This window comes from Geodermatophilus aquaeductus (genome assembly GCF_900182545.1).
Lineage (GTDB): Bacteria > Actinomycetota > Actinomycetes > Mycobacteriales > Geodermatophilaceae > Geodermatophilus > Geodermatophilus aquaeductus.
The window spans coordinates 367,863-384,155 of sequence record NZ_FXTJ01000002.1 but is presented as its reverse complement, the minus strand read 5'-3'; the positions used below and the strand labels follow the sequence as shown (position 1 = coordinate 384,155).

The following is a 16,293-nucleotide window of genomic DNA, read 5'->3' as shown; positions in this document are numbered from 1 at the left end:
ACGCCGCCGTGGAGCCGTCTGGTTCGCGGCTGTCACCGCCGCACTACAGACTGCGGCCACCGCCGGGCACCCGCTCCGGCCGTCGTGCAGGGGGATCCCGTGATCGAGCCGCCCGCCATCCGACCGCCGCGCCTGCCCGCGGCGCAGACCACCGGCCGGCAGGTCGTCGTGTTCGCCGACGCGGCCGACGCGGCCGACGAGCCCGTGGACTGGTCGGCGGCCGGGATCTCCGACGTCGCCGACTCCCGCGACTTCACGTCCGGACGGGTCCCCGCCCAGGCGATGCGCGACGCCGGTGCCACGGTGTTCGCCCGGCTCGGCATCGCGGTCGTCTCCGCCGGCCCCGACCAGGTGGCCGCCCTGCGCGGCGCGCGCCGGCCGGTGCTGTCGGTGTCGCCGGAGCTGGTCCACCACGTGCTGCCCGAGGACCCGTCGGCCTACGTCCGGGGCTACCGCGACGGCGTCACCGACCTCGCCGCCCGGCTGGTCGGCGCGCCGGTGCCCGGGGAGGAGGTCCCGCCGCCGCCCGCGTTCGAAGACACCGCGGCGGCCACCTGGGGCATCCAGGCGGTGCAGGCGACGACGTCGCCGTTCACCGGCCGGGGCGTCCGCGTCGCCGTCCTCGACACCGGGCTGGACCTGCAGCACCCCGACCTCGCCGGCCGGACCGTCACCGCGGAGTCGTTCGTGACCGGGGTGGACAGCGCCCAGGACGGGCACGGCCACGGCACCCACTGCACCGGCACCGCCTGCGGCCCGCGGGTGCCCCCGGCCGGGCCGCGCTACGGCGTGGCGTCGGAGGCGGAGATCTGGATCGGCAAGGTGCTCAGCGACGCGGGCAGCGGCGACGACGGCGGGATCCTGGCCGGCATCGACTGGGCGGTGGCCAACGGCTGCGCCGTCATCTCGATGTCGCTGGGCGCCGACGTCGCCGAGGCGCACCCGCCCTACTCCGCGGCCGGCCGCCGGGCGCTCGAGCAGGGGTCGCTGATCGTGGCCGCGGCCGGCAACAACGCCGACCGGGAGAACGGCGGGTACGGCTTCGTCGGCGCCCCGGCCAACAGCGTCGAGGTCCTGGCCGTGGGCGCGCTGGACCCCCGGCTGACCACCGCCTGGTTCTCCGCCCGCAGCCTGGCCGCCCCCGGCGGGGAGGTGGACGTGGCCGCCCCGGGCGTCGACGTGCTGTCGACGTGGCCGATGCCCGACCGCTACAACACGATCAGCGGCACCAGCATGGCCACGCCGCACGTGGCCGGGCTGGCCGCGCTGTGGGCCGAGGCCACCGGCCGCCGCGGCTACGAGCTGTGGGCCACGCTGACCCAGGCGAGCCGTCGGCTGACCGAGCCGTCGGTCGACGTCGGCAGCGGCCTGGTGCTCGCGCCGCAGGAGGGCGCCGGGAGCGTGCGACGCGCGTAGCCTCCCGCCATGGGGTCCCCGCTGGCGCGCTTCAGCGTGACCGTCGACGACGGCCACCTGGCCGAGCTGGAGACGGTGGCCTCGGCGCTGCGCGAGTCCGGCATGGAGGTCGAGCGGGTCCTCGGCGCGCTCGGCGTCATCACCGGCCAGGCGCCGGCCGACGCGCGCCCGTCGCTGCTGGCCGTCCCGGGCGTCACCTCCGTCGACGAGCAGCTGCGCGTCGCGCTGCCGCCGCCGGACTCCGCCGTCCAGTAGCGGGGACCCCTGCGGTGCGCCGTCCGTTGGGCGGGGTGTGCAGGTCCCCGAGCTCGCCCCGCCCCGCCGGCGGCAGGTCGTCGCGCTCGCGGCCGTCCTCCTCGTCCTCCTCGCGGCGTTCCTGGTGGTGCGCCAGGTGACCGCCGACCCGCCGCGGTCGGCGGAGTGCGCGGCCGCGGAGCCGGGCGTGCGGATCGACCCGGCCGCCGTGCCGGGCGGGCCGGTCGCCGGCTACTCCGGGGAGCAGCTGGCCAACGCGGCGGCGATCGTCAACGCGGCCGAGGCGCTCGGGATGGACACCTGCGCCCAGGTGCTCGGCGTGATGACGGCGATGGGGGAGTCCTCGCTGCTCGTCCTCGACCGCGGCGACGCCGCCGGACCGGACTCCCGCGGGTTGTTCCAGCAGCGGGACAACGGCGCGTGGGGCTCCTACGCCGACCGGATGGACCCCACCACCAGCGCCACCAACTTCTTCCTGGCGCTGCAGGAGGTGCCCGACTGGCCGTCCCTGGCGCCGACCATCGCCGCCCACCGCACCCAGCGCAACGCCGACCCGGACCACTACGCGCGCTACTGGGACGACGCCGTCGAGGTGGTCAGCGCGCTGGCCGGCCGGCGGGTCCTCGGGAGCTAGCGCCCGGCGTCCGGCCACCCGCAGAGGGTCGCGGCGCGCCGGGAGGACCTCGAGGGCCGGGGCCCGCGCCGGACGCCGGTCTGGGCAGGGGCCCGGCGACGTGCGTTCATGCCTCGCGTGCGGGGGCGCCGGCCGTGCCCGCACGGGCCGGAGCGCACCGGCCGGAGCGCACCGGCCGGACCTCCGCACCCCCGAGGGGCGAGCATGGCCGCTGCACCGATCCGACGACCGGGGCCGGCGCTCGCCGCGCTCACCGCCGCGCTCACCGCCGTGCTCGCGGTCGTGCTGGCGGCCGCGGGCCCACCGGCGTCCGCCGCGCCCGCACCGGACGAGCCCGCCGCCGTCGCGGTCGGCCGGGAGGGGAGCCGGGCCGCGCTGGTCCGCATCGAGGTCACCGCGATCACCACGATCGTCCACCTGGACCACAGCACGGGGGCCCTGCACGTCATCGACGGCCGGTACCAGATCCGGCAGGGCCAGGCGACGGGCGTCGTCACCGCCGGGGACGGCGTGGTCGCCACGCTGCACCGGGAGCTGGCCGTCGACGTCGACCGCGTCGTCGTCCCGGCGGCCAACCGGCTCTTCGTCGAGCGGTTCGGCGCGACCCTCGAGGCGGGCCAGGACGCGCGCGGCCGCACCCGCGCCCTCGAGCCGCACCTCGACGTGCACCTGCAGGACTGCTACGTCCAGCGGGTCGACCACTGCTTCACCGTCCCGCAGATGCAGTACGACGTCGTACTGCTCACCGATCCGCCGCGGAGGGTGCGCGCCCTGCTGGTCAACGACCCGCAGGCGCCCACCGACGTGGCGCTGCTGCGGATCGGCGGCGCCTCGATGCCGACCGCCGCCCTGTCCGCGGACGGTGCGGTGCCCGCTGACGCCGAACTGCTCGGCTTCGACGCCGACGTGCCGGACGACCCCGCGCAGCAGAGCGGCTGGCGGCCGGTCTCGGTGCCGGTCGGGGTGGACGGGACGGCGCTGTCGGCGGCTCCCGAGGCCGACCTCGCCGGCGCGCTGGACCGCGGGCTGACCGGCGGGCCCGTGGTGGACCCGTCGACCGGGGCGGTCCTCGGGCTGGCCGACCTCGACCGCGCGGGCGGGGGCACCGGGGTGGTCGGCGCGGATGCCGTCCGATCAGCCCTGGACGACGCGGGGGTCGAGGTCGGCAGCTCGCCGTTCGACGTCGCCTTCCGCGGCGGGCTGACCCTGCTCGGCGACGGCGACGCGGCGGCCGCGACCCGGCAGCTCGAGCTGGCCGGCGACTACTTCGACTCCGCGCTGGCCGCCGAGCACGCCCGCACGGCGGCCGCCGCGGCCGACGCGGCACCGGGCGGGCCGGCCGCGGCGGCCGAGGACGGCGGCGCGGCGTTGTGGCCGTGGCTGGCGGCCGGCGGCGCGCTGCTGCTCGCGCTGGCGTTGCTGTGGGCGTCGCTGCGCCGCAGTCGCCGCCGGCGGCCGGAGCCCGGCGGGTCCTGGTCACCGCCGGCGGTGCCGGCTCCGCTCGGGGCCGGACCCCCGGACGGCCCGGCCCCACCGGCCCGGACCACCGCGGTCCCGCCCGTCCCGGTGCCGTCCGCGCGCCACGCCGCCGCGCCCGTGCCGGTCGGCGCGGGGGCCGCCGAGACCGAGATCCGGCCGCCGCAGCGGCCGCCCGGACGCCCGTCCGTGCCACCCGGACGGCCGTCCCTGGCACCTGGTGCCCCGGACGCCTACTGCGTCCAGTGCGGGCACCCGCGGGCGCGCAGCGGGCACTACTGCGGGCGGTGCGGCAGTCCGGTCGGGACGTGATGCTGCCGCTGCAGCCGCACCTCCAAGAGGGTGCCGAGGTCTCCCGGTACCGCGTCGAGGAGCTGCTGGCCCGCGGGGGGATGGGCCTGGTCTACCGGGCACGCGACATGCGCCTGGACCGCCTGGTGGCGCTCAAGGTGCTTACTCCGCAGTTCTCCGGGGACGAGCGCTTCCGGGAGCGCTTCGTCCGCGAGTCGCGTCTCGCCGCGGCCGTCGACCACCCGCACGTCATCCCGATCTACGAGGCCGACGACTGGAACGGCCTGCTCTACCTGGCGATGCGGCTGGTGCCCGGCGCCGACCTGTCCGCCGTCCTCGGCGCCCGCACCCGTCTCGACACCGCGACCGTCCTGCGGGTCCTCGCCCAGACGGCCGCGGCGCTGGACGCCGCGCACGACGCCGGGCTGGTGCACCGGGACGTGAAGCCGGCGAACCTGGTCATGGCGGGGGCGAGCGCGGGATCGGTGCCCGCGGACGTGCACGTCTACCTCACCGACTTCGGCCTGACGAAGCGGACGTCGTCGGTCTCCGGCATCACCGCGACCGGGCAGTTCCTCGGCACGCTGCACTACGCCGCGCCCGAGCAGATCCGCGGCGAGGCGGTGGACCGGCGCACCGACCTCTACGCGCTGGCCTGCGTCGCCTACGAGATGCTGGCCGGCGACCCGCCCTTCGCCCGCGACGGCGACGCGGCCGTGCTGTGGGCGCAGGTGTACGCACCCCCTCCGGCCGTGACGCCGCTGCGCCCGGACCTCCCGCAGGCCGTGGACGCTGTGCTGGCCCGCGGCCTGGCGAAGGAGCCGGACGCCCGGCCCGGGACCTGCGGGGAGTTCGTGGCGCTGCTCGCAGGAGCCCTGCACCGCACTCCCGCCCGGCCGACCGCCGGGCACGCCGTCCCGCCGGCCGGGGGAGGGCCGGCCGTCGACCCCCGTCCGCCGCACCCGAGCCTGCCGGGCGAGCGGCTGCCCCCCGGGCGGGCTCCGAGCACGGTGCAGCCACCGCCGGCACCCGTGCCGCCGCCCTGGCCCGCCGGGTCCACCCCGGGGCGCCGGGGGGCCGGCCGCGGCCGTCGCCGGCTGCTCGTCGCCGGGACCGCGGCGCTGCTCGCCGTCGCGGCCGTCCTCGCGCTCTGGCGGCCGTGGTCGGGTGGCCCCGACCTCGTCGACCGGACCCTCGTCGAGGGGTGGACCGCCACGGTGCCGGAGGAGTGGGCGCCGGCCCGGGTGGGCGGCCGGGCCGGCTTCAGCGTCCTCGCGCCGCGGGACTGGACGGCGGTCTTCCGGTCGGAGGCGGGCCGGGCGGAGGCGGCAGCGGCGGTCGAGGAAGACCCCGACGCCGTGGTCGGGGTGTACGGCGAGATCGCGGAGGGGCTGGACGCGCCCACCCCCGTGGCGCTGGTCGGGCTCGTCGAGCCCCACCTGGCGGCGCCGGTCACCTTGACGCCGGGGGAGGCCACCCGCCTGGCCGGACGGGACGCCGTCGCGTTCACCGGCACGCTGAGCCTCGACGCGGACCGGTCCCTGCTGCTCTCGGGCGCGGTGACCACGGAGGAGCCGCGGCTGCTGGTGGTCACCTTCCGGCCGCTCGCGGTGGCCGACGCGTGGCGACCGGTCGTCCAGCGGGTGCTCGGGTCCGTGCGGGCCGCCTGAGCGCCGGGGGGACGCCGGCCGTCCACCGACCGGTGGACGGCGGACCCACCGCGCGGCCGTCCCGGCCCCGCCCGCGCGCCGACAGGCTCGGGGCATGACAGCGACCCAGACGGCGCCGGTGCCCCCGGCGCTGGTGCACGACGAGGCGGTCCGCGTGCGCGGGCTGGCCAAGCGCTACAGCGGCCGGGCGGTGGTGGACGGGATCGACCTCGACGTCCGGCGCGGCGAGGTGTTCGCGCTGCTCGGGCCCAACGGCGCCGGCAAGACGACGACCGTCGAGATCCTGGAGGGCGTGCGCCGGCGCGACGGCGGGGAGGCATCCGTCCTCGGCGCGGACCCGGCGCAGGCGGGGCGGGCCTGGCGCGACCGCATCGGCGTCGTCGGCCAGTCCACCGGCGCGGGCAACGCGCTCACCGTGCGCGAGACCCTCGACCACTTCGCCCGCTACCACGCGACGCCGGTGCCGACGGGGGAGCTGCTGGCCGACGTGGGGCTGGCCGACGCCGCGCGGCAGCGGGTGACCGCGCTGTCCGGCGGGCAGCGCCGGCGGCTGGAGGTGGCCCTCGGCGTGCAGGGCCGGCCCGAGCTGCTGTTCCTCGACGAGCCGACCACCGGCATGGACCCGGTCGCCCGCCGGCAGTTCTGGACGCTGGTCGAGGGGCTGCGCGAGCGCGGCACGACCGTCCTGCTCACCACCCACTACCTCGACGAGGCCGCGCACCTGGCCGACCGGGTCGGCGTCGTCAGCGCCGGGCGGCTGGTCGACGTCGCCCCGCCGGCCGAGCTGGGCGGTGCCCTCCGGTCCGAGGCCACCGTGCGCTGGACCGAGGACGGGGCGCCGCGGTCGGTGGTCACCGCCGAGCCGGCCGCCGTCCTGCGCGACCTGCTCGCCGCGCACCCCGCCGGGGAGGTCCCCGGCCTGACCGTCACCCGCCCCGGCCTGGAGGACGTCTACCTCCGCCTGGTCGCCGTCGCGCAGGAGGACCCCCGATGACCGCCACCGCCGTCCCCGCTCCGCTGTCCGCGCCGCCGTCGGCGCTGTCCGTCGGGCTGGCCCGCATCGGCCTGGAGCTGCGGCTGTACGCCCGCGACCCCGGCCAGGTCGCGTTCTCCTTCGCCTACCCGGTGATCATGCTGGTGATCTTCGGGTCGGTCTTCGGGGACGAGGAGGTCGTCCCCGGCGTCGGCTTCCGGCAGTACTTCCTCGCCGGCATCGCGGCCACCGGCGTCATGCTCACCAGCTTCCAGGCGGTGGGCACGGGGGTGACCGAGGAGCGCGACCGCGGCGACCTCGCCCGGCTGCAGACGCTCGGCACCCCCGCGCTGGCCTACGGGATCGGCAAGGCCGGGCAGGTGGTCGTCACGACGGTCGCGCAGCTCGCCGTGCTGCTGGCCGTGGCCGCGTACGCCTACGACGTCCCGATGCCGACGGAGGCCTCGCGCTGGCTGACCTTCGCCTGGGTCGTCGTCCTCGGCATCCTGTCCGGCACGGTCCTCGGGCTGGCGGTGGCGTCGGTGGTCGGCAGCGCCCGCTCGGCCTCGGCCGGGATCCCCGCCCTCGCCGTCGTCCTGCAGTTCCTGTCCGGGGTCTTCTTCATCGACTCCGACCTGCCCCGGTGGATGGACCAGGTCGCGGCGCTGTTCCCGCTGACGTGGATGGTGCAGGGCATGCGGTCGGTGTTCCTGCCCGACTCGGCCGCCGTGGCCGAGCAGGCCGGCAGCTGGGAGCACGGGACCACTGCCCTCGTGCTGGCCGCATGGGTGATCATCGGCACCGTGGTGTGCGCCCGGACCTTCCGCTGGCGCCGGGCCGCATGAGCCTGACGCGCCGGCTGGCCGCCGTCGTCGTCCCTCCCGGGGACGACGGCGGCGAGCCGCTGCCCGAGCCGGGGTGGCGCGCGACGGTCGTCGGCATGCACGTGGCCTCCGCCGTCGTCTGGGGCCTCGCGGTGCTGTCGACGCTGGCCGGGGACTCCGTCGACGACGACCGGCGGCTGCCCGCGCTGCTGGTCCTGGCCGCCCTCGCCGTCGCCTACGTCCTCCTCGGGGTGCCGGCGATCCGGTCGGGCGCTCCGGGGCGGGCGGTGCCCTACCTGCTGGTGCTGGTCACCGCGTTCGCGCTGCTGGGGTGGCTGGCGCCGAGCCTGCTGTTCCTGCTCTTCCTCGCCTATCCGCACGTGTGGTTCGCCGTGCAGGGCACGCTCACCGGCATCTCCTGGACGCTGCTGCTCGGGCTGGCCAGCGCCGCGGGCCCGGTGCTCAGCGCCACCTCCTCGCGCGACCCCGGCGACGTGCTGCTGGAGACCGGCATCGGGATCGGGTTCAGCCTCGCCCTGGGGGTCTGGGTCAGCCGGGTGCTGCACGAGAGCGCGCAGCGGGCGTCGCTGATCGCGCAGCTGGAGGCGACGCGCTCGGAGCTCGCGGCCGCCGAGCACGAGCGCGGGGTGCTGGCCGAGCGCGAGCGGCTGGCGCAGGAGGTGCACGACACCCTGGCGCAGGGCTACACCTCGATCGTCGTGCTGTCGCAGACCGCGGCCGCGCTGGTCCCCGCGGACCCGGACGCGGCGCGGGAGAAGCTGGCGGTGATCGAGGAGGTCGCCCGCGACAACCTCGCCGAGGCCCGCGCGGTGGTGGCGGCGTTCCGGCCGGTGGCGCTGGACGGCTCGACGCTGGTGGAGGCGCTGCGGCAGCTCGCCGGGCGGTTCGCGCGCGAGACCGGGCTGGAGGTGCGGGTGGACACCGCAGCCCTCGACGGCGCGGCGGGGCTGCGCACCGACGAGGAGGTCGTGCTGCTGCGGGGCGCGCAGGAGGCGCTGACCAACGTCCGCCGGCACGCGGGCGCCTCGGCGGTGGTGCTGCGGCTGGCGCGGGTGGGCGGTCAGGTGTCGGTGCACGTGGAGGACGACGGCGTGGGCTTCGACCCGGCGACGGTCCGCGTGTCGGGCCTGGAGGGGCTGCGCGGGCGGGTGGCGCAGGTCGGCGGCGAGGTCGACGTCGCCTCCGCGCCGGGGGCGGGCACCCGGGTGACCGTGCGGGTGCCGGGCCCGTGACGCGCGTGCTGGTGGTCGACGACCACCCGGTGGTGCGCGGCGGGCTGGTCGGCTGGCTGGCCGCGCAGGAGGACCTCGAGGTGGTGGGCGAGGCCGGCGACGGGCAGGAGGCGCTCGCGCTGGTCGCCGCGACGGAGCCCGACGTCGTCCTCATGGACCTGCGGATGCCGCGGATGGACGGCGTGACGGCGACCGAGCGGCTGGCCGTCTCCCACCCCGCCGTCCGGGTGCTGGTGCTGACCACCTACGACACCGACGCCGACATCGTGCGCGCCGTCGCGGCCGGGGCGACCGGCTACCTGCTCAAGGACGCCCCGCTGCCGCAGCTGGCCGACGCCGTCCGCGCCGCCGCGCGCGGGGAGACCGTGCTGGCGCCGCCGGTGGCCGCCCGGCTGGTCTCGCGCATGCGGGCGCCGGCGGCGGAGGCGCCCACCGCTCGGGAGCTGGAGGTGCTCGGCGGCGTGGCGCGCGGGCTGACCAACGCCGAGATCGGCCGCGAGCTGTTCATCGGGGAGGCCACCGTGAAGACGCACCTGCTGCGGGTGTTCGCCAAGCTCGGCGTCGACGACCGCACGCGCGCGGTGATGGTCGCCGTCGAGCGCGGCCTGCTCCCCGGTCCGGGCGCCCGGTGAGCGTCGTCGTCCGCCCCGCCGTCGTGGCCGACGCGCCGGCACTGGCCGCGCTCAGCCGCGCCGCGATCGAGGTGTCGGCCGCCGCGCACTACGACGACGCCCAGCGGAGGGTCTGGGCGGCGCGGCGGACGGTCGAGGCGCACCGCCGCTACGTGGAGGTGACCGCCGTCGTGGTCGCCGAGGTCGACGGCGCGGTGGCCGGGTTCGCCTCGCTGGCGCTCGAGCCGGTCGACGGGCTGGTGCCCGGCGAGGTGGACCAGCTGTTCGTGCACCCGTCCGCCGGCGGGCGCGGGGTGGCCCGGGCGCTGCTGGCGACGGTCGAGGAGCGGGCCCGCGGTGCCGGGCTCGGCTCACTGGTCACGCACGCGTCCTGGCGGGCGGCTCCGGTGTTCGAGCGCGCCGGCTTCCGGCGGGTCGAGGTGGAGACGGTGACCGTGGACGGCGAGGAGCTCACCCGCGTGCGGATGGCGCGGGTGCTCGCCGGCGGTCGGGCCGGCGGTCAGGCCGGCGGTCAGGCCGGCGAGGCCTCCAGCAGCGCCTGACCGGCGTCGCTGCGCCAGTAGAGGACCTCGCGGCCCGACCGGCGGCGCTCGAGGAGGCCGGCGTCGAGCAGGACCCGCAGGTGCCCGCCGACGCTGCCCAGCGGCAGGCCGGTGCCGGCGACCAGCGCGGTGGTGCTGCGCGGGGCGTCGAGAGCGGCGAGCACGCGGGCGCGGGCGCGGCCGAGGAGGCGCACCAGCGGCTCGGGCAGGGGAGCGGGGCCCGCCGCGAGCGCGCCGGTGACCGGGTAGACGACGGCGAAGGTGTCGGGCAGCCGCCAGCTCACCCAGCTGCCGCGGCTGTGCGCGGCGATGAACAGCAGGTCGCGGCCGCGGATGTCGCGCGGCGGGTACGGGTGGGCGTTGACCTGCAGCCGGCCGTGAGCCAGCCAGCGGACGCCGGGGGCGAGGCCGTCGATCGCGCCCGACCAGCCCCCGCTGCTGAGCCGGGCGGTGCGGGCGACGACGTCGGCGCGCAGCACGCGGCGCCGGCGCGGCCACTCGTCGCGGATCGTGTGCGCCCACGTCCAGCGCAGCAGGCCGGCGGCGGTGCGCGCCAGCCCCGTGGCCGACAGCTCGGGCGGGACCGGGCCGGTGGCCACCTCGAGGTCGGCGCGGACGGCGTCGTCGTCGAGGGACTCCAGGTACGTGAGCTCCTCGTCGAGCGTCAGGTCGGGCGCCGTGGGCGGGACGGTGAGGAAGTCGGCGGTCCAGGTGCGGCCGAAGGCGGCGCGCAGCAGGGCGGCGCCGACCGGGTCGTCGTCGAGGCGCGCCCGCAGCGCGGCGGCGTGGGCGTCGTGCCACGGGCGGTGCCACGGCGGGACCTGCGCCGAGAGGAGCATCCGGAGCCCGGCCAGCGTCTCGGTGAGCTGCGAGGTGCCGAAGCGGGCGCGCGCCATGACGTCGGCGTCGACGACGAACTCACCCACCTTTCGACGGTAGCCGAAACGGTGGGTGCCCGGGCCGCCGCGACGGACGGTCGGGGCGTGCTCACCTACCGGGCGCTGTTCGCCATCCCCGCCTTCCGCGCGCTGTGGACCGGCACCGCGCTGACCACCGTGGCCTCGACGACGTCGTCGCTGGCCCTGGCCACGCTCGTGCACCGCCAGACCGGCTCGGCGCTGCTGACGGCGGTGGCGATGTTCGGCCCCTCGATCGCGCAGGCCCTCGGCGCGGTCACGCTGATGTCGGCCGCCGACGCGAGCCCGCCGCGGCGCACGCTCGTGCTCGTCGGGTCGGTGTCCACGGCGGCGCTGGGCCTGCAGGTGCTGCCCGGCCTCGGCCCCCCGCCGCGGCTGCTGCTCGTCGTCGGCACCGCCTACGTGGTGTCGGTCGGGTCGGGTGCGCGGTGGGGGCTGCTGTCGGAGCTCGTGCCGCCAGGCGCTTACCCGCTGGCCCGGTCGACGACGAACGTGGCCAACGGCGCGTTCCAGGTGGTGGGGTTCGCGGCCGGCGGCCTGCTGCTGACCGCCCTGACGACGACCCAGGTGTTCGCGCTGGCCGCCGCGGTGTCCGCCGTCGCGGTGGGCGTGCTGCGGTTCGGGCTGGCCGAGCGGGCGCCGCGGCGCAGCGGGCGGGCCGGGGTGGCCGAGACGCTGCGCGGCAACCGGCTGCTGCTGTCGCGGCGGGAGACGCGCACGCTGCTGGTGGCGCTGTGCGTGCCGAACGGGCTGGTGGTCGGGTGCGAGGCGCTGTTCGTGCCGTACGCGGGGGAGCGCGGCGGCTGGCTGCTCGCGGCCGGGGCGGTCGGGATGATGACCGGCGACCTGGTGGTCGGGCGGTTCCTCACGTCGGCGCAGCGGCGGCGGTCGAACACCGCGTTGCGGCTGCTGCTGGCCGCGCCGTTGCTGCTGTTCGCGCTCGGGCCGTCGGTGCCGGTGGCCGCCGTCCTGGTGGCGGTCGCCTCGGCCGGCTACGCGACGGGACTGGCGCAGCAGGAGTGGCTGGTCGCGCTGACGCCGGCCGAGGTGCGCGGACAGGTGCTGGGCGTCGAGTCGGCGGTGCGGATGACCGGGCAGGGGGTGTTCGCCGTGCTGGCGGGAGCGCTGGGCGACGCGCTGACGCCGGGGTCGGCGGTCACGGTGCTGGCGGTCGGATCGCTGGCGGTGTCCCTGACGCTGGCGCCGGGACTGCGTCGGGCGGCGGACCGGGCCGCCGCGGTCCGGACCGCGTGAACGGGTGGCGCAGGTCACACCTGGCTACGCTCGCCGTGCACCCGGGCCGCACCGGGAGGGGAGCCGCATGGACGCCGGCGTCGACACGCTGCAGAAGGCGCTGCAGATCAACCTGGACCCGCGCTGGTACGGGACCATCGCCGAGATCGGGGCCGGGCAGGAGGTGGCCCGCTGGTTCTTCCGCGCGGGCGGCGCCGCGGGCACGGTGGCCAAGTCGATGTCGGCCTACGACATGGCGGTCAGCGACGCCGTCTACGGCAAGTCCGACCGCTACGTCTCGAAGGGCCGCCTGCAGGCGATGCTCGACCGCGAGTTCCAGCTCGACGTCGACCGGCTCGGTGACCAGCGCGGCGACGAGACGTCCTTCTTCGCCTTCGCCGACACCGTCGTGGCGCGCAGCTACCGCGGGGGCAACGAGTGCCACGGCTGGATGGGCGTGAAGTTCCAGGCCCACCCGCGCGACGAGCCCAGCCAGGTCGTCGTCCACGTGCGGATGCTCGACGACGAGGCGCCCCAGCAGCAGGAGGCCCTCGGGGTGGTCGGCGTCAACCTGCTGCACGGCGCCTTCTTCCAGCACCACGAACCCGAGCGCCTCGTGGAGAGCCTGCTCGACCGGCTCACCACCGGCCGGATCGAGATCGACCTGATCGAGATGAGCGGCATCGAGTTCCGGATGGTCGACAACCGGGTGATGGCGCTCAAGCTCGTGCAGGTCGGGCTCTCCGGCGCGGCGATGTTCGGCCCGGACCGGCGGGTGCTGCAGCCCAGCGAGGCGCTGCGCAAGAAGGCGATCCTGGTGGAGCGGGGCAGCTTCCGGCCCCCGACGGTGGTCAACATCGACATGCTCGAGGCGGCCCGGGCCGCGTTCGAGCGGGACCCGGCGGTCGAGGGGCGCGAGGTCGTCGCCCTCACCGAGCTGACCATGGCCAACCTGCGCGCCGGCGGGGACGTCGTCGACCGGCGGGACTTCCTCGCCCGGGCCGACCTGCTGGCCGCCTGCGGCCTGCCCGTGCTGATCTCGGACTTCCTGGCCTACCACCGGCTGGCGGCCTACCTGGCCTGGCGCACCGACGGACGGATCGGGATGGTCATGGGGCTGCCCAGCCTCCTCGAGCTGTTCGACGAGACCAAGCACGCCGAGCTGCCCGGCGGCATCCTGGAGAGCTTCGGCCGTCTGTTCAAGAACGACCTGCGGCTGTTCGTCTACCCGATGCTGCGCGACGGTCAGGTGGTCGGCGTCGACACCGTCGAGGTGGCCGAGCAGCTCAGACCGCTGTTCGACTACCTGAACCGGCGCGGCAGCTTCGTCGGCCTCGACCACCAGCCCGAGTACCTGCCGATCCTCAGCCGGGACGTGCTCCGGCGGATCCCGACCGAGGACACCGGCTGGGAGTCGATGGTGCCGCCCGAGGTCTCCGCGCTGATCAGGAAGCGCGGCTTCTTCGGCTACGACCGGGCGCGCTGAGTCAGGCCGTCCGCGCCGGGGCCGCGGGGGCGGAGGCGAGCGCCCGGTCGACCAGTGCCAGCAGCCGCCGGCTGACCTCGGGACGGCGCTGCATCTGCACCATGTGCCCGGCGCCGGGGTAGACGGCGAGCTCGGCGGTGGGCAGCGCCTCGGCGAGCGCGCGGCTGTGCTCGACGGGGCAGAGCCGGTCGGCGTCCCCGACGGTGATGAGCACCGGCACCTCGGTGAGCGCCTCCAGCGCCTCCAGCCGGTCGTGGTCGGAGAAGGTGGGCAGGAAGGCGGCCACCGTCTCGGCCGTGGTGCCGCGGTGCACCTCGATCGCCGCCCGCACGTCGGCCTGGTCGGCGTCCCTGGTGAAGATCAGCCGCATGTCCATGCCGCCGACCGGGCGCTTCCTCCCGGCCAGCTCGGCCCGGACCGCCCGCTCGTTGAGCACCGGCAGCAGCTTCTTCACCACGCGGGCCGCCGGCGCCGGCAGCCCGTAGGTGACGGCGTCGAGCCCGCCGGAGCTGGTGCCGACGAAGGCGACGCCGACGACCCGCTGGCCGAACAGCTCGGGGCGCTGCTCGGCCAGCGCCATGAGCGTCATGCCGCCCATCGAGTGGCCGCCGAGGACCACCGGCCCGTCGGGGGCGACCGCGTCGACCACCCGGGCGAGGTCGCGGCCGAGCTGCTCGATGGTGGCCCGGTCCCGCGGCGTCGGGCCGGACGCGCCGTGCCCGCGGTGGTCGTAGGTGACCACCTTGAGGTCGGGCCGGGCCTCGAGCAGGTCGCGCACCTGCCCGGCCCACAGCCGTGAGGACTGCACGTACCCGTGGGCGAGGACGACGGTCGCGGTGGGGTGCTCCGCGCCGAACTCCTCGACGTGCAGGTCGATGCCGTCCTCGGTGGTCACCGTGCGGACGCGCCCCTGCGGCAGCGGAGCCGGCGGCGGAGTGGGCGTGGTCGGACGGCCGGCGGAGCGACGGCGGGCCGCGACGGCACCGGCGGCGACGGCGACGGCACCGGCGGCGGCGAGGGAACGGGTGCGCATGGGGGAGGGGACTCCAGGGCTCGGAGGGGTGCTCGGAGATATCAGGCGGGGACGGACACGCGGCGCGGGCTGCGCAGCTCGTAGGACTCGGCGTCGAAGCGCCGCATCAGGCGCATGAACGCCGACGTGCGGGTGGGCCAGAGGGTGAAGTTGCGGCCCTGCTCGTCGCGGTACCAGGAGCGGCAGCCGCCGGCGTTCCACACGGTGTCGGTGAGCCCTTCCTGCAGGCGGGCGTTGTAGGCCTCCTGCGCCGACCGGCGGACCTCGAGCGCGCGGGCGCCGTCCTGCTGCATCCTCCGCAGCGCCGCGACGACGTAGCCGATCTGCGCCTCGATCATGATCACGACGGAGGTGTGGCCGAGCGCGGTGTTCGGCCCGAGCAGCAGGAACAGGTTGGGGAAGCCCGCCACGGTGGTGCCGCGGTGCGCCTGGACGCCGGAGCGGTCCCACTCCTCCCGCAGCGTGCGGCCCTCGCGGCCGACCAGCCGGTGCCCGAGTGGGATGTCCATGACGCGGAACCCGGTGCCGTAGACGATCGCGTCGACCTCGTGCTCGGTGCCGTCGGCGTCGACCACCGCGTGCCGGCGCACCGCGCTGACCGGCGAGGCGACCACCTCGACGTTGGGCTGGGTCAGCGCCGGGAGGTAGTCGTCGCTGACGATGACCCGCTTGCAGCCGAGGGCGTAGTCGGGCGTGAGCTTCGCGCGCAGCTCCGGGTCGGGCACCTGCTGCTCGAGGAACTTCAGCGCCTGGCCCTCGAAGAGCTTCCGCAGCCGGCCGGCGCCGGTCCAGATGCCCAGCCGGGCCTCCCGGACGACGTACTGGCCGCCCCGGGCCAGCTTCAGGAAGCCGGGCACGGTCGCCATCCGCCGGTGCTCGCGTTCGGTGTAGGCACGGTCCTGGCGCGGGATCACCCACGGCGGCGTCCGCTGGAAGACGACGACCTTCGCGGCCACCTTCTGCAGCTCCGGCACGAACTGCGCGGCCGAGGCGCCGGTGCCCACGACGGCGACGCGCTTGCCGGTGAGGTCGACGGAGTGGTCCCACCGGGCGGAGTGGAAGGACGGGCCCTGGAACGTCTCGATGCCGGGCACCTCGGGCAGGTGCGGCTCGACCAGCCCGCCGGCGCCGCTCACCACGACGTCGGCGGTGAGGTCGCCCTGCGAGGTCTCCAGGCGCCAGACCAGCGCGTCGTCGTCCCACCGGCCGGCGACGACGTCGGTGCCGACGTGGAGGTGGGGGAGGACGCCGTGGTCGGCGGCGACCTGCTCCAGGTACGCGCGGATCTCCGGCTGCCGCGAGTAGACGTGCGACCAGTCCCTCTTCGGTGCGAACGAGAACGAGTAGAGGTGGCTCGGGACGTCGACGGCCGCGCCGGGGTAGCTGTTGTCCCGCCAGGTGCCGCCGAGGCTGTCGGCCCGCTCGAGGACGACGAAGGCTTCGATGCCGGCCCGCTGCAGGGCGACGGCGGTGCCGATGCCGGAGAAGCCGCTGCCGACGACCGCCACGCGGACGTGCGCGGGGAGCGGGCCGGTGGCGGTGGCGTGCCGTGACGTCGTCGTCAGGGTCACCGGTACCTCCTGGTCTCGTGGGTGTGACGAGCGTCGCACGCGTTCCACCCGGACCGGCAGCCACCCGCCGGTCGTCGTCCGCCCCTG

The 16,293-nt window shown here is 76.8% G+C and carries 15 protein-coding genes; 12 read left to right on the top strand and 3 right to left on the bottom strand.

Translation table 11 applies throughout. The annotated features are described in order from the left end of the window. Positions 1-99: 99 nt before the first annotated feature. From FN207_RS06965 to FN207_RS06920, 10 genes are all read left to right on the top strand, one after another. Complete coding sequence (locus FN207_RS06965; protein WP_142457590.1) at positions 100-1,416, top strand: S8 family serine peptidase; 1,317 nt, start codon at positions 100-102, stop codon at positions 1,414-1,416. Positions 1,417-1,425: 9 nt separating this feature from the next. Next, positions 1,426-1,671 (top strand): hypothetical protein, encoded by a 246-nt coding sequence (locus tag FN207_RS06960; RefSeq protein WP_142457589.1) that lies wholly within the window; start codon positions 1,426-1,428, stop codon positions 1,669-1,671. Between the two features lie 37 nt (positions 1,672-1,708). Further along, positions 1,709-2,305, top strand: coding sequence for a hypothetical protein (locus tag FN207_RS26180; protein ID WP_185938223.1), 597 nt, complete (start codon positions 1,709-1,711; stop codon positions 2,303-2,305). A gap of 204 nt (positions 2,306-2,509) precedes the next feature. Next, a complete protein-coding gene (locus FN207_RS06950; protein ID WP_142457588.1) occupies positions 2,510-4,093 on the top strand; it encodes a zinc ribbon domain-containing protein in 1,584 nt (527 codons plus the stop codon). Continuing rightward, positions 4,093-5,742, top strand: a complete 1,650-nt coding sequence (locus FN207_RS06945; RefSeq protein ID WP_142458125.1) for a serine/threonine-protein kinase — start codon at positions 4,093-4,095, stop codon at positions 5,740-5,742. Before FN207_RS06950 ends, FN207_RS06945 begins: the two co-directional genes overlap by 1 nt. Positions 5,743-5,836: 94 nt before the next feature. Continuing rightward, positions 5,837-6,736 carry an ABC transporter ATP-binding protein gene (locus tag FN207_RS06940; RefSeq protein ID WP_142457587.1) on the top strand — a complete coding sequence of 300 codons (900 nt, stop codon included), beginning with the start codon at positions 5,837-5,839 and terminating at the stop codon, positions 6,734-6,736. After that, entirely contained in the window at positions 6,733-7,560 is an 828-nt protein-coding gene (locus FN207_RS06935) for an ABC transporter permease (protein WP_142457586.1), read from the top strand. The genes FN207_RS06940 and FN207_RS06935 overlap by 4 nt, the downstream gene beginning before the upstream one ends. Beyond that, entirely contained in the window at positions 7,557-8,792 is a 1,236-nt protein-coding gene (locus FN207_RS06930) for a sensor histidine kinase (protein ID WP_142457585.1), read from the top strand. Before FN207_RS06935 ends, FN207_RS06930 begins: the two co-directional genes overlap by 4 nt. Beyond that, positions 8,789-9,424: a response regulator gene (locus tag FN207_RS06925; RefSeq protein WP_142457584.1), complete on the top strand. Its 636-nt coding sequence runs from the start codon at positions 8,789-8,791 to the stop codon at positions 9,422-9,424. Before FN207_RS06930 ends, FN207_RS06925 begins: the two co-directional genes overlap by 4 nt. Beyond that, positions 9,421-9,966, top strand: coding sequence for a GNAT family N-acetyltransferase (locus FN207_RS06920; RefSeq protein ID WP_142457583.1), 546 nt, complete (start codon positions 9,421-9,423; stop codon positions 9,964-9,966). The genes FN207_RS06925 and FN207_RS06920 overlap by 4 nt, the downstream gene beginning before the upstream one ends. Here FN207_RS06920 and FN207_RS06915 read toward each other — a convergent pair. Further along, entirely contained in the window at positions 9,936-10,892 is a 957-nt protein-coding gene (locus FN207_RS06915) for an ArsR/SmtB family transcription factor (RefSeq protein WP_142457582.1), read from the bottom strand. The two genes, FN207_RS06920 and FN207_RS06915, sit on opposite strands and share 31 nt — an antisense overlap. Before the next feature lie 57 nt (positions 10,893-10,949). Between FN207_RS06915 and FN207_RS06910 the strand changes: the two genes are divergently transcribed. After that, entirely contained in the window at positions 10,950-12,137 is a 1,188-nt protein-coding gene (locus tag FN207_RS06910; protein WP_142457581.1) for an MFS transporter, read from the top strand. 67 nt (positions 12,138-12,204) lie between these two features. Beyond that, on the top strand, positions 12,205-13,602 hold the full coding sequence (locus FN207_RS06905) for a TonB-dependent receptor (protein WP_110907535.1): 1,398 nt from the start codon (positions 12,205-12,207) through the stop codon (positions 13,600-13,602). Position 13,603: 1 nt separating this feature from the next. Here FN207_RS06905 and FN207_RS06900 read toward each other — a convergent pair whose 3' ends face one another. Next, positions 13,604-14,635: an alpha/beta fold hydrolase gene (locus tag FN207_RS06900; protein WP_142457580.1), complete on the bottom strand. Its 1,032-nt coding sequence runs from the start codon at positions 14,633-14,635 to the stop codon at positions 13,604-13,606. 41 nt (positions 14,636-14,676) lie between these two features. Continuing rightward, the gene (locus FN207_RS06895; protein WP_221888079.1) at positions 14,677-16,206 is read right to left on the bottom strand and encodes a flavin-containing monooxygenase; all 1,530 of its coding nucleotides are present in this window, start codon (positions 16,204-16,206) and stop codon (positions 14,677-14,679) included. Positions 16,207-16,293: the final 87 nt, after the last annotated feature.